Genomic DNA, 18,069 nt, shown 5'->3' on the forward strand with positions numbered 1-18,069 from the left:
GCTAGGAAGCGGCTACCGGGGCCTTGCCGGCAAGGACGTTGAAGCGCCGCACAAACGGGAAGCGGAAGGTGGCCCGGCGCGGCAGGGCGTAAACCAGGAGGGCAGCGATAGCAAACACGATGGCCTTATCCATTGGGTCTGAGATCAAGGCCTGCTTGGTGATCGCCGCGAGGAGGGTGTCCCCCATGGCGCGGAAAGCGCTGACAATGGCACCGGTCCCGGCTCCGGAAGTGCCGCCAAAAACAAACGCCGCGATGGGCGCCGAGACCACGCCCGCGATGATGCCTGTGGCGAATCCCGCAACCGGAGCCAGGTAGAAGCGGCGGAACAAACCGTAACGGGCCGCCATCCCGGCCAGGAACCCGATGAGGGCTGCTCCGGCTGCGAACGGCAGGACTGTCGGGTTGAAGAAGGACCATATGATGCTGCTCAAGGCCCCCGTGGCCGCTCCGGCCGCCGGTCCGGCCAGGACAGCGATCAGTACGGTGCCGATGGCATCGAAGTAGAAGGGCAGGCCGGTAGTGCCCATGATCTGACCCAAGGCGATGTTCAGGACCAGCGCAACAGGAATAAGGACCAGCGTGGACGTGGGCAGGGTCGGGAGCACGCCCAGGATCAGAAGGATCGCCCCGAGGAGGAATCCGCCCAAGGCCAGCAGGGTGGAGGCACTCCCCACGCCGTTGGTGATATCCGACGGCTGGGCCAGGACCAGGAAAATAAAGGTGGCCGCAATGGAAGCGGCACCCAGAAGCTCAAGCAGGCGGCGTTTTTTGTCCGCCGCCGCACCAGGAGCGGGAAGAGTAAGGGACTGCTGCGACATGGTGGTTCCTTCGGCTGGGGCCGGTACGCAGGGATTTCCGGGTACTGGCAGGGCACAACGATCCGCCTATGTCACCTCGGCGCGGGTTCCATGATACCGGCTCGCCGCCAGCCGTCCCACAGAATTGATCAGCTCATCGAAGCACTGCCCGGGGTTGTTGCCCGAGACGATCCGCGCGTTCGGCGGCTCGCCCCAGATGCCCCTGAAATCTGCCACCGTGGTGCCCATCAGCAGCGGGGAATCGGTTTCGACATGAACGGTTGCAGGCCTGGTGCTGAACTCTGTCCGTCCCACCGCCACCGCAGCGGCGAAAGCATCGTGCATGTGGGAGATGAACCCTTGGTCATAAAGGCGGTGGAACTCCATGTAGAAGCGGATGGCATCTGACAGGCACGCCACAAGCGGATTGGCTGACTGGCTGCGCTGGCCCTCCGGCTGCTCCGGCAGTACCAGCTCCGGCTCAGGCACTCCGGCGGCTTCCCCCAAACGCCGTACGTGCTCGGGCTGCATTTCAATCCGTTCCGTGGACTCCAGGGCGCAGACTATCGGCAGCTTGTCCAGGGCGACGCCCCGGTAGGCTGCGAAGACCTCCTTGGCCGCGTGCGGATCCACCGAGACGTTCCATTCGGCGGTGGGCGTGGTGTTTCCCTGATAGTTAAAACATCCGCCCATGATCACCAGACCCTTGAGCAAATGAGGCAGCTCCGGCTCGCGGCGCAGGGCCAGCGCGAAGTTTGTCAGTGGTCCGGTGATAAGGCCGGTGAGCTCACCAGGATGGGCACGCACTTCCTCCACCCAGATGTCCACGGCGTGCCGTTCGGAGATCTTCCGGGCCGGAGCAGGCAGCACCGCATAGCCCATCCCCTGCGGACCATGGGTCTCCTCGGTAGTGCGAAGCGGAATCTCCAGCGGCACCTCTGCTCCGATGGCAACCTCGATGTCCGCGGTGCCGCAAAGTTGGAGCAGTGCGAGGTTGTTGAGGGCCACCTGCCGGGCACCGACGTTTCCTGCCGTGCAGGTGATGGCCCGAATGTGCACTTCAGGGCGGGACAGCAGGTAGACGAGCGCCAATGCGTCGTCGATGCCGGTGTCAACGTCAACCAGGAGCTGCCGCATCAGAAGAGGGCAACCTTTGGCGTGAGCGGGAATATGTCGTCCAGTTCAGCGCGTTCCCCGGCCGAGGGCACCCATGCCACGGCTTCGGCATTCTCACGGACCTGTTCAGGCCTGGTGGCTCCGGCTATCACGCTTGCTACTCCCGGCTGCGCCGCCAGCCATGAGAAAGCAACCTGGACTTCGCTGAGGTTCCGTTCCGCGGCAAACATGCTGAACCTGCTGAGCTGGTCCCAGTCGGCCTCGTGAACCAGATGGGTCCGGGTATGGCTCAGGCGTGAACCCTCCGGGGCATCGCCTGGACCGTACTTCCCGGTAAGTAGCCCATTGGCCAGGGGGAAATACGGCAATACGCCGAGGCCCAAGGCCTGCGCGGACGGGATGACCTCGAGCTCGGCCCTTCTGTCCAGCAGGTTGTAGTGATTCTGGGTGGAAATAAAGCGCGCTCCGCCCAGGCTCCGTGCCACGTATTCGGCCTGGGCAATCTGCCAGCCGGCCATGTTGGAGTGGCCGATATACCGCACCTTGCCGCTGGTGACGAGGTGGTCCAAGGCGGCAAGAGTCTCCTCGATGGGAGTAAGCGGATCCGGGGTGTGGTACTGGTAGAGGTCGATCCAGTCCGTTCCAAGCCTGCGGAGGGACGCCTCTGCCGCCTGGATGATGTAACGGCGCGAGCCCCGGGCACCGAAGTCCTTGCCGTTGGCGCCCCGCATGTCCAGACCGAATTTGGTGGCGACTATGGCGTCGTTCCGCCGGCCCGCCAGGGCCTTGCCCAACATCGTCTCGCTGAGGCCTGGATCCCGACCATAGACGTCGGCGACATCGAAAAGGGTGATCCCGGCGTCGAGCGCGGCATGAACGACGGCGTCTGTTGCCTCCTGGGATTCCGTCAGGGTGTTTGCCCGGCCCAGATTATTGCAGCCAAGTCCCACAACGGAGACAGTGAGTCCGGAGGTTCCAAGCCGGCGATATTCAGTCATGCATTCACCCTATAACGCCGGCCCGAACGCCCGCCCAACGTGTGGCTGCGGGTGCTCAACCCGTTTGGCGGGAAGGGAACTCCAGGCCGTGCTCATCCATTGCGTCTTCCAGTTGGGCCATAGTCTTGACGCCCATCCCGTGCAGTTTTGTCAGGTCCGTCTGACCGAACTGCACTACCTGCTCCAGGGTTACCACGCCCGCGTGGGCGAGGGCCCTTCGTGCCGGGGCACCTATGCCCCGAGGCAGTGGTGTGTGGCCTGGTTGGATGGATTTTGGCGTCATAACAGATCCCTTCCAGTGGTTTGATACCCCCTATTAGAGGGTAAAGCCCGAAGCCGGTTTGGGCGAGTGCTTGAGCCTGAAAGCTTCCGGATCAGTGAACGGGGCGGCCCCGATACTGAGCTTCGTGAAGTCCAGATCTTCGCCGCGAATGCACACCTTGATGGCATTTACGGCTTTGTTCACATCAGGACACAGGCAGAAAATATTAAGCTTCGAGTTCCCGAATTCGGAACGGTCCACAATGCCAAGCCCCCGCCAGGCCAGGTGACTGATGAGCGCGTCCTTGGCCTTTTCCTCCAGATAGCGGTCCCGGTCGGTGCCATCCTTGGTTTTGAGGGCATATTGTGCCACCACCCAAAACTGCTCCTCATCGGGGATTTCCGCATAACCGTCCTCTGCGCACTGGGCGGCAAAGGCTGCCATAAGTCCCTCTGCTGCCTCGGCACCGGCGACGTCGGTCTCTTCGGTTTTGCTCTGGTGGCCAACCACGCCGTAGTTCATGACCAATTGGCTGTAGTCCTCATCGAACCAGGCCTCCCTGAAATTCAGGATTCCCTCGTCGTCGCGCTTATAAACCCGGATGATTCCGTTCATGCCCGTCCCTTCTTGAACCATTCCACGGCCGAGCCGTCGAATGGTGCGTGGTGTGCCTTCACGGCCTGGTAAAGCTGTTCGGTTTCGCGCAGGAGGAGCTCGACGACGTCGGCCGGGTAGTCCATCCTGACGCGGTGCTCGTCGAATTCGTCTTCGTCGTCCACGTAGACGCCGCGTTTGGTTGACCTGATGACATCCAGGTCCATGTCGATAACGTGGAACTCAACCGTCCCGGGCCGGATGCTGGTCCATCCATGCTCCAGCGCGAGGTCCACGTACACCCTGAAGTCCCCAGGGTACGTGTCGTCATAAAATGTGGCCACATACTCGCCTGCACGGGGAACCAGCAGCACGGCATCAGACTGTGCATGGAAAGCGGCACCGGGGCGCGAGCAGAAGGAACCGGCGGGCTGGAAGATCCACCAGCCATGCGGGTCCTCGCCCAGATAGGTGCCTGGAACCACCCAGTGGGCACCGCCGTCCCACTTGCGGTTCCTGGCCACCACCAGGTCCCCCCGCTGGACGCTCTCCGGGGGGATGCGCTCGTGGAGTGTCACAGTTTCGGCAGGCTGCCGGTAGTGGGGTGTTGCTGACCTGGAAGGGGACGGGCGAAAGGCACTTTTGTCCCCAGGACCTGGGCCACGACGTCGTGCGTTATCTGCTGGGAAGTCAACCCCACGCGGGCCAGGACCTGGCTCCGTGAGCCATGATCCAGGAACTCGACAGGCAAGCCAACCTCGTTCAGGGCAGTGTCCACCCCGGCCGCGCGCATCTCCTGCCGGATCCGCGAACCCACACCGCCGGCGCGGACGCCGTCCTCAATGCAGATCACCAGCCGGTGCCGTGCCGCCAAGGCCACGATGGACCGGCGGACGGGAAGCACCCAGCGGGGATCCACAACAGTCGTACTGATACCTTGGGCGCCGAGCCTGTTGGAGACATCGAGTGCAAGTTCGGACATGGCGCCAACGCTGACAATCAGGACGTCGTTCTCTGTGGAGCCGGACGGCCGGCGGGCCAGGACATCCACGCCGTCGCTGAGCCGCTCAATAGCCTCGACCTCAGCACCCACGCTGCCCTTGGAGTAGCGGACCACAGTTGGGGCGTCGTCGATGGCCACCGCCTCACGGAGCTCCTCCCGCAGCCGGGTGGCGTCCCTGGGGGCAGCCAGGTGCAGTCCGGGAACGATCTGCACCATGGCCATGTCCCACATACCGTGGTGGCTTGCCCCGTCGGGGCCGGTGACTCCGGCGCGATCCAACACGATGGTGACGCCTGCCTTGTGCAGGGCAACGTCCATCAGCAGTTGGTCAAAGGCACGGTTGAGGAAGGTGGCGTAGACCGCCACAACAGGATGCAGCCCACCGAAGGCCATTCCGGCAGCAGATGTCAGGGCATGCTGTTCAGCAATGCCGACGTCGAAGACCCGCTCCGGGTGCCGCTCGGCGAACTTGTGCAGCCCGACAGGAATGAGCATGGCGCCGGTGATGCCGACGAGGTCCGGCCTCTCATCGGCGATATCGGCAATTTCGTCGGCAAAAACGGAGGTCCACGACTTGGCTCCGACGGGATCCGTGGGCTCCCCTGTTTCAGGGTCGATAATCCCGACGGCATGGAACTGGTCAGCCTCGTGGGCGCGGGCGGGCGCGTAGCCGTGGCCTTTCTCGGTCATGGCGTGCACAATGACCGGTCCCCCATAGTTCTTGGCTGTCGAGAGGGCGTGCTCCATGGCCTGGAGGTTGTGGCCGTCAACAGGGCCGATGTACTTCATGCCGAGGTCTTCAAACATGCCCTGCGGGGCCCACCAGTCCTTGACGCCTTTCTTCATGGCGTGAAGGCTCCGGTACGTGAACTGGCCCAGCGTGCCGCCGTTCTGCAGCCTTTTCTTCCACCAGTCCATGGCGCCTTCGTAGGCGGGCGCAGCGCGGAAGGAATCGATGGTGGGACGCAACGAGGCGAGGTAGTCCGCGAAGCCGCCGACGGTAGCTGCATAGGAACGGCCGTTGTCGTTGACAACAATCACCACGCGGCGGCGCTTATCGGCTGCAATGTTGTTGATGGCTTCCCACGCCATACCGCCGGTGAGGGCTCCGTCGCCCACCACCGCGACGACGTAACGGTCGCCTTGGCCTGTCAATTGCCGGGCGCGGGAGATTCCGTCGGCCCAGGACAACGAGGAAGATGCGTGCGAGCTTTCGACGATGTCGTGCTCGGATTCAGCGCGGTCCGGGTAGCCGGAGAGACCGCCCTCCTGGCGCAGTGTGGTGAAATCCTGGCGTCCGGTCAGCAGCTTGTGGACATAGGACTGGTGTCCGGTATCAAAAACAATGCTGTCGCGGGGGGAGTCGAAAATCCGGTGCACGGCAATGGTGAGCTCCACGACCCCCAGATTGGGACCCAGATGGCCGCCGGTCTGTGAGACGCTGCCGATCAGGAAACTCCTGACTTCTGACGCCAGTTGTTCCAACTGCTCGTCGGAGAACTTACTCAGGTCGTGCGGATCCCGGATGGTTTCCAAAATTCCCAACGGCCCCTCCTTCGGATGATAGACATGCCGTTTAACTCTAACGCCTCGGACTCAAGCGGCGTGCCGGGGCAGCCGAAGGCCCCGGCGGTCTTGGACCGGCCGGGGCCTTCGGTGGTGCGGCTCTGCGCTCACGCTGTTTCCGCCCTTTGGGGGCTCAGCTTGGTGCGCTCACCTCGTACAACTCAATGTGTGCTGATCAGTTGGAGGAGATCTGGCGCAGCACGTACTGCAGGATGCCACCGTTGCGGTAGTAGTCCGCTTCACCCGGGGTATCGATGCGGAGGACGGCGTCGAAGGACTTCACTGAACCGTCTTCAGCGGTGGCTGTGACCTTCAAAGTCCTGGGCGTCGTGCCTTCGTTGAGGGCAGTTACACCTTCAACCGCGAAGACCTCCGTGCCCGTCAGGCCCAGCGTCGCCGCTGACTCCCCTGCAGGGTACTGCAGCGGCAGGACGCCCATTCCAATGAGGTTGGAGCGGTGGATGCGCTCGTAGCTCTCGGCAACGACTGCCTTGACACCCAGCAACGCGGTGCCCTTTGCTGCCCAGTCACGCGAGGAGCCTGAACCGTATTCCTTGCCTGCCAGGACCACCAGCGGAGTACCGGCGGCCTGGTAGTTCTGCGCGGCGTCGTAGACGTAGGCCTGCGGGCCATCAGTCTGCGTGAAGTCGCGGGTGAAGCCACCCTCAACCCCGTCCAGTATCTGGTTCTTGATGCGGATGTTGGCGAACGTTCCGCGGATCATGACTTCGTGGTTTCCGCGGCGCGAGCCATAGGAGTTGAAGTCTTTGCGCTCCACACCGTTGGCCAGCAGGTATTGTCCAGCCGGGGTGTCCGACTTGAACGAGCCGGCCGGGGAGATGTGGTCGGTGGTGACAGAATCGCCCAGCTTCAGCAGGACGCGGGCGCCGGAAATGTCCTGCACGGGTTCCGGCTGCGCCTTCATGCCCTCGAAGTACGGGGGCTTCCGGACATACGTGGAGCTCGGGTCCCAAGCGAAGGTGTCGCCGGCAGGGGTGTCGAGAGCCTTCCAGCGCTCGTCGCCGTCGAAAACGCCCTCGTAGCCGCGGGCGAACATGTCCTTGTCGATCGAGGAGTCAATAACCTGCTGGACCTCAACCGGGTTCGGCCAGATGTCCTTCAGGAAGACGTCGTTGCCGGCTTCGTCCTTGCCCAGGGAGTCATTGTCGAAGTCGAAGTCCATGGTGCCGGCCAGGGCGTAGGCGATGACCAGCGGCGGTGAGGCCAGGTAGTTCATCTTGACGTCCGGGTTGATGCGGCCTTCGAAGTTACGGTTACCGGAAAGCACCGCGGTGACCGACAGGTCGTTGGCCTGGATGGCCTCGGAGATCTCGGCGTCCAGCGGGCCCGAATTGCCGATGCAGGTAGCACAGCCATAGCCGACGATGTAGAAGCCAAGCTTCTCCAGGTACGGGGTCAGGCCGGACTTCTCGTAGTAGTCGGTGACAACCTTGGAACCCGGGGCAACGGAGGTCTTGACCCACGGCTTGGCCACGAGGCCCTTTTCGACGGCGTTGCGCGCCAGCAGCGCGGCGGCAAGCATCACCGAAGGGTTGGACGTGTTGGTACAGGATGTGATCGAGGCGATGGAAACCGCGCCGTGGTCCAGTTCAAACTCGCGGCCGTCTTCAGTTACCACATGCACCGGGCTGGACGGGCGTCCGTGGGAGCCGTTCGCGGCCGATATTACACGCGCGCTTTCCGTGGTGTGGGAATCGGCGTGGGTGAAGGAGGGCGGATCCGAAGCCGGGAAGGACTCCTCCAGCGATTCGTCGACGCTTCCGTCTTCAATGGCGACGTAGTTGTGGATGTCCTTGCGGAACTGCTCCTTGGCATCCGTCAGCTCGATACGGTCCTGTGGGCGCTTCGGACCCGAGATCGAGGGAACAACGGTGGACAGGTCCAGCTCAAGGTACTCCGAGAAACGGATTTCCTTCGAAGGGTCGTGCCAGAGGCCCTGTTCCTTCGCGTAGGACTCCACAAGCGCCACGTTCTCGTCCGAGCGGCCGGTGAGGCGCAGGTAGTCGAGTGTTACGTCGTCGATCGGGAACATTGCGGCCGTGGAACCGAATTCCGGGCTCATGTTTCCGATGGTGGCGCGGTTGGCCAGGGGCACCGCGGCCACACCTTCGCCGTAGAACTCCACGAACTTGCCAACAACACCGTGCTTGCGCAGCTGTTCGGTGATGGTCAGCACGACGTCCGTGGCGGTGGCACCGGCGGGAATGGAACCCGTCAGCTTGAAGCCCACAACCCGCGGGATCAGCATCGAGACAGGCTGGCCGAGCATCGCTGCTTCGGCCTCAATGCCGCCAACGCCCCAACCCAGTACCCCCAGGCCGTTGACCATGGTGGTGTGCGAGTCGGTACCGACGCAGGTGTCCGGGTAAGCACGAAGGACGCCTGCGACTTCGCGGGTCATTACAGTCCGTGCGAGGTATTCGATGTTGACCTGGTGGACGATGCCGGTGCCCGGCGGAACCACCTTGAAGTCATCAAACGCGGTCTGGCCCCAGCGAAGGAACTGGTACCGCTCGCCGTTGCGCTGGTACTCGATCTCCATGTTGCGCTCGAGGGCGCCGGAGTTGCCGAAAGCATCGATCTGCACGGAGTGGTCAATAACCATTTCCGCGGGAGCAAGCGGGTTCACCCTCTTCGGGTCACCGCCCAGCTCCTTTACGGCCTCGCGCATGGTGGCGAGGTCGACTACGCAGGGCACACCGGTGAAGTCCTGCATAATGACTCGGGCCGGTGTGAATTGGATCTCTGTATCGGGCTGGGCGTCAGGATCCCAACCCGCCAAGGCGCGGACGTGATCGGCAGTGATGTTCGCGCCGTCCTCGGTCCTCAACAGGTTCTCTAGCAATACCTTGAGGCTGAACGGAAGGTTTTCTGCACCTTCAACGGAGTTCAACCGGAAAATTTCATATTCGGTTCCGGCTACATTAAGTTTGCCTTTTGAACCGAAACTGTCCACTGTGCTCATCGCAGGACTCCTCTCGCAACAGTTTCATCTTTGTCGCGCGGTAGACAGCTTGCTAGTTAGGTCCTCCTAATTACTGCTAATTAGTCAAGGACTTAAGAATTGCAGGAGGTCAGCCGTGATTACGGCTCGCGACGCGGGACTACTACGCTCATCCTAGTGGCATCATCCCCGCGAGGTCAGCAACGCCGCAGTCTCCAAGTGATGGGTGTGGGGGTAAAGGTCAAACGCCCGTAGCTCCTGCAGGGCCCAGCCCTTGTCCTGGAAGTAACCGAGATCACGTGCAAAGGACGCCGGGTCGCAGGACACATACGCGATGGCCCGCGGGGCTGCGTCAACCAACTGGTGGACCACGGCCTTACCTGCCCCGGCACGGGGAGGGTCCAGAACCAATGCGTCGAAATTCCGTGGCTTGTGGCGAAGCACGCGCTCCACCTTTCCCTGAACGATCTCCACCTGAGGAGCCCCGTGCAGGTTCTTTCTCGCGTCACGGCTGGTGCCGGGGGCGCCTTCGACCGAAAGTACGGAGCCCGTTGTGCCTACAGCGTCCGCCAATGCGGCGGTGAAGAGGCCGGCACCGGCATAAAGATCAGCCACTACGGCCCCGGCCTCGAGGAACCCGCCGTCGTGCAGGAACCCGGTCACTGCTCCCACCAGCGTTTCAGGTGCATCCCGGTGGATCTGCCAGAACCCGTCTCCGGTCACCCTGAACTCATGGCCAGCGGCAGACTCCTGCACCCACGTGCGGCCCTTCAGCTGCTTGAGATCGCCAGTGACGGGGTCAATTGACGCAACGCAGATGTCGTCGGGGAGTTGCGCAATGATCGCGCTGATCCGTTTTGCCTTGGTTCCGGGAGCGGGTGCCAGCAGTACCAGCCGCCGTGATCCGTTGGCCGGGGCAGCCACCTCCACCCGCTCTATGCCCTGAAGATCGATGTCCCAGAGTTTGAGCGAAGTGATGCCCTCGGCGGCCAACGGCATGTCCTGGACGGGGATCACCTGGTCTGACCGATGGGCGTGCATGCCGAGCTTGCCCCCTGCGGTGACGGCGAAGCTCGCACGCGTCCGCCAGGCCAGCCCCGGGACTCCGGTGTGGGCAGCAGTTCCGGCGCGGGCAGCTGCACTGCCTACGGCTTCAACTTCGGTGACAAGCTCGACGCCGGCGAGGCGCTTGAGCTGTTCGGCGAGCACTTCGCTTTTGAGCAACCGCTGGCGTTCCAGCGACACATGGCCGAATTCGGCCCCGCCTACCGGAGGATGTCCGTGCGGCCAGGACCGGAGTGAATCTGCCGCATGCCAGAAGTGCGGAACGCGGTCAGGGGACCGTTCGAGGACCTCAACGACGTCGGCCCGCCAGAATTTGGAGGACTCCCCTGCGTCAGTCAGCCGGATCCGGACCTTTTCACCGGGGATTCCGTGCCGGACGAACACCACGCGGCCTTCATGCCGGGCGACGCAATGACCTCCGTGGGCCACGGGTCCGACGTCGACGACGAGGTCCGCATGGGTGCGGGTCTGGGTAGCGTGGCTCATTGGATATCCTGCAGTTTCTTGGCTTCCTCGGATGATTTCAGCTGCCAGGGAACGCTGGCAACCATGACCCCCGGTTCAAAATGCAACCGGGTCTTGATGCGGAGGGCAGTCTGGTTGTGGACCAGCTGTTCCCACCATTTACCTACGACATACTCGGGGATGTACACCACGATGAGGTCGCGGGGTGAATCGCGCCGCATGTTCTTGATGTACTCCATAATTGGCGTGACCGTTTCCCGGTACGGGCTGGCCAGCACCGTCAACGGGACCGGAATCTCGAGTTTTTCCCAGTCCGCCAGTGTCTGCGCTGTCTCTTCCGGGCTGATGTCCACAGTGACGGCGTCCAGGCGCGAGGGCCGAGAGGCACGGGCGTAAGCCAGCGCACGCAAAACGGGTTTTCGCACATGCGAGACCAGCAGGACAGCATGGACCCGGGTGGGGAGTGCTCGCGGCGTCGAATCCTCATCGACTGCCAGTTCCTTCGCCACGTTGTCGTAATGCGCGTGGATGCTCCACATGACGAGAAACAGCACGAACATCGCAAGCAATGCAATCCATGCTCCCTGCTCGAATTTAGTGATCAGTACGATCGTCAGGACGAGCGCCGTCATTCCGAACCCGATGGTGTTGATGGTCCGGGACTTGATCATCCGCCTGCGGACAGCCTTGTCCCGGACAAGCTTCAGCTCCCGGCCCCAGTGCCTGATCATTCCGAGCTGACTCATGGTGAAGGAGATGAAAACGCCCACAATGTAGAGCTGGATGAGCTTGGTGACGTCGGCATCGAAGGCCAGAATCAGGACCAGCGCCCCGGCGGCAAGGGCCAGGACGCCGTTGCTGAATGCCAGGCGGTCCCCACGCGTCCGCAGCTGCCGCGGCAGGTATCCGTCCTGGGCAAGGATCGAGCCGAGAACCGGAAACCCGTTGAAGGCTGTGTTGGAGGCGAAAACGAGAATCACTCCGGTGGCAGCCACCACGATGTAAAAGAAGATGGACCCGTCGCCGAAGATCGTCTCGGCAATCTGCCCGATGGCAGGTGTCTGGATGTAGTCAGCCGGCGGTGCCTTGCCATCCACCAGGAACTCGGTGGCCGGATCCAGGACGATATGCACTTTGGTTGCGTTGGCCAGATAGATGATGCCGGCGAGCATGGCTGAAGCAATGACGCCAAGAAGCAGGAGCGTGGTCGCGGCGTTCTTGCTCTTGGGTTTCTGGAAGTTCGGTACACCGTTGCTGATGGCCTCAACACCCGTCAGGGCAGCAGCTCCTGAGGAGAAGGCGCGCAACAGCAGGAAGGCGCCGGCCAGGCCAACCAGGCCCTCGTCGAATCCCTCTTCCGGAATAATGGTGAAGTTGGCCGACGGCGCTTCGCCCAGCTGGCCCGTGGCGGCCTGGAACAGACCGACGGCGGTCATGCCCAGGATGGAGGCCATGAAGATGTAGGTTGGCACGGCAAAAACCGTGCCGGCCTCCTTGATGCCGCGCAGATTGACCAGCGCCAGGATAACGACGCCGATCGAGGCCAGCATGGCTTGCTGTCCGTGCAGGGAGGGCACTGCCGTGGCCAGGTAGGCGGCCGCCGAGGACATCGAAACGGCCACAGTAAGGACGTAGTCCACCAGCAGGGCCGAGGCCACCGTCAGGCCTGCATACTTGCCGAGATTGACGTTCGCGATTTCATAGTCGCCGCCACCCGAAGGGTAAGCGTGGACGTTTTGCCGGTAGGACGCCACCACCGTCAGCAAGACCACCATGACGGCCAGGCCTACCCACGGCGAAAATGCGACGGCGCTGACGCCTGCCAGCGCAAGGGTGAGGAGTATCTCGTCCGGGGCATACGCCACCGAGGACAAAGCGTCAGAGGCAAAAATGGGAAGAGCGATCCGCTTTGGCAGCAGGGTGTGGGCCAGCCGGTCATTCCGGAAGGGCCTCCCCACCAGCACCCTCTTGGCGGCGTTCAAAATTGTCAGCACCAGACAAAGCTAGTCGGATTCGGGCGTGATGTCATGACGGCCAAGGCTGGACGGCGGATATGCCCCGCTCCCCCGGGCCCGTCCCTGCTGACGGTCTCTGCCCCCGCTGACGGTAGAGTCGTACCGGCAGCAGGATCAGCATTGAGGAGGAACCGGTGGCCCACTTCGTCATCATGGGTTGCGGACGTGTAGGGGCGACGCTCGCGCACACACTGGAGGATGCCGGCCATTCCGTGGCCATCATTGACCAGGATGACCGCGCCTTCCGCCGCCTTCGCAGCGGATTCTCCGGACGCAAAGTCACCGGAGTAGGGTTCGACCGGGAGACCCTCAAACAGGCCGGAGTGGCTGATGCCTATGCTTTTGCAGCCGTTTCCAGCGGTGACAACTCCAACATCCTGGCTACCAGGGTAGCCAGGGAAACGTTCCACGTTCCCCATGTTGTGGCGAGGATCTACGACCCCGGGCGGGCCGAAATCTACCAGCGGCTTGGAATCCCCACGGTTGCTGCAGTCCGCTGGAGCGCGGACCAGGTGTTGCGTCGCATTCTCCCCGAACAGCACCTCGCAGGAGATTTCCGCGAGCCCTCCGGCCGCCTGGTACTGGCGGAGATCGAACTGGACCCCGCGTGGGTAGGACACCCCCTGACCCAGATCGAAAGGGCCGCCGACATCAGGATTGCCTACCTGACCCGCTTCGGCGAGGGTGTTCTCCCCACGCCCGCAATGTCCTATCAGGACGGTGATACCGTCCACGCCATGCTTCGGGTGGAGCGCAGCGCCGAAGTGGCGCACCTCCTTGCCAAAGCACCTCTGAAGGAGTCTTGAGTGAAAGTCGTCATTGTTGGCGCCGGCAGTGTTGGTTCCTCGATTGCCCGCGAGCTCCTGGCCCACAAGCACGAAATCCTTCTTCTGGACCTGAAGCCGGAGGTGATCGGCCGAAGCGGATTGCGCGGGGCGCACTGGCTCGTTGGTGACGCGTGCGAGCTCAGTACCCTTCAGGACGCAAAGCTCGAAGATGCCGACGTCGTGGTCTCGGCCACCGGGGATGACAAGGTCAACCTGGTGGTATCACTGCTGGCCAAAACGGAGTTCGGTGTTGGCCGCACAGTGGGCAGAGTCAACAACCCCAAGAACGACTGGATGTTCAACGATTCCTGGGGAGTGGACGTAGCAGTCAACACCCCGCAGCTCATGACGGCGCTGGTGGAGGAAGCTGTGGAGATCGGGGACCTCGTCCGGCTCCTCACGCTGCAGACGGGAGTGTCGTCACTGGTTGAATTTACTGTGCCCCACGACTCCTATGCCATCGGGCTGACGGTTGGAGACATCAATTGGCCTGAGGATTCAACTCTGGTGGCTATTTTGCGCGACCAGGCACCCATCACGCCCACCCGGGATGATGTTATTGACGGCGGTGACGAACTGTTCTTCGTCACCACCATCGCTGCCGAGGATGAACTGCGTGCCCTGTTGTCCCCTGACTCGGACCACGAGCAGGAGGAAGGTCCGGCAGAATATTCCGCAGGCGCTGATCAGGCGTCCGAGGCTGTTCAGGCCCCCGAGGACGACGGCTTCGACGGCTGAGCGCTCTCTGCCTCAGGCAATGGGGCAGGCTTTGTTATCAGCCAGGCCACCCAGATGCCGAGGATGTAGAGCGGCGCGCCCATGATGAGCCGCATGGTGGCCAGTGCCGCGAGGCCCTCGCCCCCCATGAAATACAGGGGAACCTGAACCAGCAGCCGAAGCGCGAGGACGGCGACAATCACCCAGGTGCCCAAGGAGTAAGCCCGGACCCGTACCGGGTCCTTGCGCCAATCGAGGCCTTCGTTGCGGATGAATCCAAACAGCAGTCCGGCCACCGGCCATTTAACTGCGATGGAAACGATCATGGCGACGATATACGCGGCGTTGGTGAAGAAGCCAGGGACGTAGAAGTCCTCGGCCTTCCCTGTGGTGTTGGCAAACCACGCTGAAATTCCTACGCCCACGACGCCGGCGAAGGCCTGGGTCAGCGGCCGCCGCTGGATCAGCCTGGCTACGGTAAAGAGGGCGGCTGCTGACAGGGCCGCGACAAGGGAAACCGTCAGATTGGCAGTGATCGTGAAAGAGACCAGAAACACGAGGCCGGGCAGGATGCTCTCGGCAATTCCCTGGACACCGCCCGCGGTCTTGAGTACGTTGATGCGGCCGTCGCTGTGACGGTGGAGTCCGGCCTTTGCCGCATAGCCCTCCGCAAGGGCAGCAACGGTTGGTGACGGTGGGGGCCCATCCAAATTAGGTGCAGGGTTGCCTGAAGCCGGCGTGAGCACGGACGGCTCCTGCGACGGCTCCTCCGTCGCCTTTGGGGCCGGGGATGGCTTCGGGGCCGGAGGCGGCGTTTCGGACTCGGTCATTCGTGCTCCTGGCGGGAAAGTATTTCATAGCGGGGGTTGAACATGGTGGGAAGGCCGTCCCGGAGGGTCAGCATCCCTTGAAGCTGCAGTTCTACGCCGGCAGCGATGCCGGGGACCCGGCGTCGGCCGAGCCAGGTGACGCGCAACCTGGCGGGAAGTGCAGACGCGGCCCCCTTGACCTTTCTTTCTGCCCCTGAGGAATCAACGGACTTTTTTCGACTGCTCAATAGCCCGGCGCTTTTTGTAGCGGTATGGCGGTCCCTGACCACTGCTGTAAAGGAGGCGACGTCGGAAGCGGGAACATAGGTCACTGATTCGATGAAGCCGTGACACACCACTCTCCCCCTCTCCGGCAGTTCACTCACTGACAGGACGGGGCCTTCCGGTACTTGCGCGTGGTCAGCCAATCTGGGTGATCTCAGGTCCGCGTTCAGGCTTCTGGAATTCGGGGGCGCCTTGGGGCGTGGTGGTGGCGTCCTTGGGCAACCGCAACTGCAGGAGATCCCGCGGCGGCATCGGGTTATCACCGCGAACGACGACGATCTGCCGGAAAAGGCCTTCAAGGGCGGCTGCAGCTTCACGGTCGACGGCGGCCTCCCCGCCCAGGACCCCCCGCAGGAACCAGCGGGGGCCATCCACACCGATGAACCGTGCCACCCGGTAGCCGCGGCTGCCATCGGCCTGACCGGCAGGAAGCTTGGCAACAAGCTCCGTCCCGAAGCTGCCCTGCACCTCCTCCACCTGACCGCCCTGCCCACTGACGGACTGGCTGATCTGTTCGCGGATCTCATCCCACAGCCCCTCCGAACGGGGGGCGGCAAATGCCTGGAGTTGGAGGCTTGACCCTTGGAGGTCCATAGTGACAGCGACTACGCGCTGCGTGGCCTCTTCCACCTCGAGCCGAAGCTGAAGCCCTTCTGTGGGCGCAATAAGGAGAGCACCAAGGTCTACGTAGCCGTCCCGGTTCTCAATCTCGGAGGCATCGAACGGACCGCTGGCGCGCCGGCCCGTGGCCACCTCGTCGCCTTCGGAGGTCCCGTCGTCGGTTTCCAGCCACTCTGCCGACTCTGCCGCCTGTTCCTTCTTGGCTTTCCTGCCACGCCCAAAAACCATGGGGTTGTCTCCTTAGTTGTTCTTGTCCCACGTGGGGAGGACACCTGTCCGCGCTCCTGTGAGCCGGTTACGGTGCCGACGCCCGGCTTCTTTGAAACCTGCTGCTGGGTGGGGATTACACCGGGGATTGACCGAATCCACCGGTTGAGCCGAAGCCGCCGCTGCCGCGGACAGAATCACTGAGTTCCCCTACAGCAACGAAGTCCGCATACTCAACGCGCTGAATCACCATCTGTGCAATTCTATCGCCGCGGCTCAATTCAATGGCGTGTTCGCGATCCGTATTCAGAAGCGTCACGGAGATCTCGCCCCGGTAGCCGGCGTCGACGGTCCCGGGGGCGTTGACAATGGTCAGGCCGTACTTCGTGGCGAGGCCTGAACGGGGATGAATGAGGGCAACGTAACCCTCAGGCAAGGCAATTGACACTCCCGTAGGAACCAACCGGCGCTCACCCGGGGCCAACACCACGTCCTCACGGGACCGGAGGTCTGCGCCGGCGTCTCCGGGGTGGGCATACGACGGAACATCCAGGCCGTCGTCGAGCATTTTCAGCTGTACCGTCAAAGTCCTCTTACCGGTTGACGAGGAAGGATCCACCGGCGCATCTTCGGGCACTGTCCGCACCGCTGCTAGTTCATCAGTCACAGTCACTCACTCTATCGTCCGAGCCGGAAATCGACCTAGCCGCCGCTCGTGGCAGGAAGGAGGGGCAAAGATGAATTAGCCTGCGAAAAGTGGAAAGCTTGGCTCATGCCGGAATCCAACGCAGGTTCGCCTGCCCCCAACAGCACTCCCAGCGCCACTGTACTTTTCCGGGAAAAACTTTGGCCCACCTTTTGGATCTGGCTTATCGCGGTGGGACTGGCCGGTGCGGGCATCCTCGTGTTTGCTCCTATCAGCCTGGCTGCGGGCTTCACGGCGGCCGCCGTCCTGTTCGTCATCATGGCAGTCCTTTTGATGACGTCGACGCCCACCATTACCGTTACGCCTGAAACCCTCCAAGTGGGCCGCGCGACCATAGAACGACAGTTCGTTGGCGATGCAACAGCTTTCCGTGGCAAGGAAGCTACTGCGGAACGCGGCGTACGACTGAACGGCCTCGCCTACCTTTGCATCCGGGGGTGGGTGGACCCCGTGGTGCGGATCGAAATCACCGATCCCTCAGACCGCACTCCCTACTGGCTTGCATCCACCAGGCATCCCGACGAACTGCTTGCGGCACTTCAGCGATAACTGGCCCGCCTAGCCCTCGCATTCCTTGCAGAACTTCATTCCGTCCTTCTCCCGGGCCACCTGGGAGCGGTGCCGGACGAGGAAACAGGACGCACACGTGAACTCGTCCGCCTGAGGAGGCAGGACACGAACCAGGAGCTCTTCCCCGGAAAGGTCCGCACCGGGGAGTTCATAGCCCTCGGCAATATCAGATTCGTCCTCGTCCACCACCGCGGTTGGCTTGTCCGTCCGCCGCGACTTCAGTTCTTCAAGGGAATCTTCGCTGAGGTCTTCTTCTGTCTTCCTTGGCGCATCGTAGTCTGTCGCCATGATTTGTTTGCTCACACTCCGCTTTGGTTCGGTTGGATCCCCGGCTTCAGGGGAGCCTGTGGCCGGTTCACCGATGTAAACGTTGCGCCATCGGATTTTGTGCCCGATTTCCGCGCTATTTTTCCCTAAGAGGAATCGGAATGCCAGAACCCCGCCGCAGTTTTTCCGAACCCCGGCAGGGGGCGGGAAGT

18 protein-coding genes are annotated in these 18,069 nt (G+C 62.6%); 3 read left to right on the forward strand and 15 right to left on the reverse strand.

Annotation, left to right across the window (positions count from 1 at the left end; all coding sequences use genetic code 11):
• Position 1: 1 nt before the first annotated feature.
• The 10 genes from RIN13_RS01320 to RIN13_RS01365 all read right to left on the reverse strand — a co-directional run bounded on the left by RIN13_RS01320 (position 2) and on the right by RIN13_RS01365 (position 12,827).
• Positions 2–820, reverse strand: a complete 819-nt coding sequence (locus tag RIN13_RS01320; protein ID WP_309105528.1) for an ECF transporter S component — start codon at positions 818–820, stop codon at positions 2–4.
• A gap of 66 nt (positions 821–886) precedes the next feature.
• Complete coding sequence (locus RIN13_RS01325; protein ID WP_309105529.1) at positions 887–1,936, reverse strand: nucleoside hydrolase; 1,050 nt, start codon at positions 1,934–1,936, stop codon at positions 887–889.
• Positions 1,936–2,913, reverse strand: coding sequence for an aldo/keto reductase (locus RIN13_RS01330; protein ID WP_309105530.1), 978 nt, complete (start codon positions 2,911–2,913; stop codon positions 1,936–1,938). The genes RIN13_RS01325 and RIN13_RS01330 overlap by 1 nt, the downstream gene beginning before the upstream one ends.
• Positions 2,914–2,968: 55 nt before the next feature.
• Positions 2,969–3,196, reverse strand: coding sequence for a hypothetical protein (locus tag RIN13_RS01335; RefSeq protein WP_309105531.1), 228 nt, complete (start codon positions 3,194–3,196; stop codon positions 2,969–2,971).
• Positions 3,197–3,229: 33 nt separating this feature from the next.
• Entirely contained in the window at positions 3,230–3,790 is a 561-nt protein-coding gene (locus RIN13_RS01340; protein WP_309105532.1) for a hypothetical protein, read from the reverse strand.
• On the reverse strand, positions 3,787–4,347 hold the full coding sequence (locus tag RIN13_RS01345) for a DUF402 domain-containing protein (protein ID WP_309105533.1): 561 nt from the start codon (positions 4,345–4,347) through the stop codon (positions 3,787–3,789). The genes RIN13_RS01340 and RIN13_RS01345 overlap by 4 nt, the downstream gene beginning before the upstream one ends.
• The gene (gene dxs / locus RIN13_RS01350; RefSeq protein ID WP_309105534.1) at positions 4,344–6,317 is read right to left on the reverse strand and encodes a 1-deoxy-D-xylulose-5-phosphate synthase; all 1,974 of its coding nucleotides are present in this window, start codon (positions 6,315–6,317) and stop codon (positions 4,344–4,346) included. Before dxs ends, RIN13_RS01345 begins: the two co-directional genes overlap by 4 nt.
• A 196-nt stretch (positions 6,318–6,513) precedes the next feature.
• Positions 6,514–9,324, reverse strand: coding sequence for an aconitate hydratase AcnA (gene acnA, locus RIN13_RS01355; RefSeq protein ID WP_309105535.1), 2,811 nt, complete (start codon positions 9,322–9,324; stop codon positions 6,514–6,516).
• Positions 9,325–9,486: 162 nt separating this feature from the next.
• Positions 9,487–10,854: a TRAM domain-containing protein gene (locus tag RIN13_RS01360; protein WP_309105536.1), complete on the reverse strand. Its 1,368-nt coding sequence runs from the start codon at positions 10,852–10,854 to the stop codon at positions 9,487–9,489.
• Positions 10,851–12,827, reverse strand: coding sequence for an APC family permease (locus RIN13_RS01365; RefSeq protein WP_309105537.1), 1,977 nt, complete (start codon positions 12,825–12,827; stop codon positions 10,851–10,853). The genes RIN13_RS01360 and RIN13_RS01365 overlap by 4 nt, the downstream gene beginning before the upstream one ends.
• 155 nt (positions 12,828–12,982) lie before the next feature.
• Between RIN13_RS01365 and RIN13_RS01370 the strand changes: the two genes are divergently transcribed.
• Positions 12,983–13,654, forward strand: coding sequence for a TrkA family potassium uptake protein (locus RIN13_RS01370; RefSeq protein WP_309105538.1), 672 nt, complete (start codon positions 12,983–12,985; stop codon positions 13,652–13,654).
• Positions 13,655–14,413: a TrkA family potassium uptake protein gene (locus RIN13_RS01375; RefSeq protein WP_309105539.1), complete on the forward strand. Its 759-nt coding sequence runs from the start codon at positions 13,655–13,657 to the stop codon at positions 14,411–14,413.
• On the opposite strand, the gene RIN13_RS01380 is transcribed toward RIN13_RS01375, so the two are convergent.
• The 4 genes from RIN13_RS01380 to dut form a co-directional block, all read right to left on the reverse strand.
• Positions 14,380–15,222 (reverse strand): DUF3159 domain-containing protein, encoded by an 843-nt coding sequence (locus tag RIN13_RS01380; protein ID WP_309105540.1) that lies wholly within the window; start codon positions 15,220–15,222, stop codon positions 14,380–14,382. The genes RIN13_RS01375 and RIN13_RS01380 overlap by 34 nt on opposite strands.
• Positions 15,219–15,587 carry a hypothetical protein gene (locus RIN13_RS01385; protein ID WP_309105541.1) on the reverse strand — a complete coding sequence of 123 codons (369 nt, stop codon included), beginning with the start codon at positions 15,585–15,587 and terminating at the stop codon, positions 15,219–15,221. Before RIN13_RS01385 ends, RIN13_RS01380 begins: the two co-directional genes overlap by 4 nt.
• Positions 15,588–15,621: 34 nt before the next feature.
• Positions 15,622–16,335, reverse strand: a complete 714-nt coding sequence (locus RIN13_RS01390; RefSeq protein ID WP_309105542.1) for a DUF3710 domain-containing protein — start codon at positions 16,333–16,335, stop codon at positions 15,622–15,624.
• A gap of 115 nt (positions 16,336–16,450) precedes the next feature.
• Entirely contained in the window at positions 16,451–16,981 is a 531-nt protein-coding gene (gene dut / locus RIN13_RS01395; RefSeq protein WP_309105543.1) for a dUTP diphosphatase, read from the reverse strand.
• Between the two features lie 105 nt (positions 16,982–17,086).
• Between dut and RIN13_RS01400 the strand changes: the two genes are divergently transcribed.
• Positions 17,087–17,569: a DUF3093 domain-containing protein gene (locus RIN13_RS01400; protein ID WP_309105544.1), complete on the forward strand. Its 483-nt coding sequence runs from the start codon at positions 17,087–17,089 to the stop codon at positions 17,567–17,569.
• 9 nt (positions 17,570–17,578) lie between these two features.
• Here RIN13_RS01400 and RIN13_RS01405 read toward each other — a convergent pair whose 3' ends face one another.
• Positions 17,579–17,878: a DUF4193 domain-containing protein gene (locus tag RIN13_RS01405; protein ID WP_309105666.1), complete on the reverse strand. Its 300-nt coding sequence runs from the start codon at positions 17,876–17,878 to the stop codon at positions 17,579–17,581.
• Between the last annotated feature and the right edge of the window lie 191 nt (positions 17,879–18,069).

The organism is Arthrobacter sp., assembly GCF_031179985.1.
In the GTDB taxonomy this organism is placed as follows: domain Bacteria; phylum Actinomycetota; class Actinomycetes; order Actinomycetales; family Micrococcaceae; genus Arthrobacter.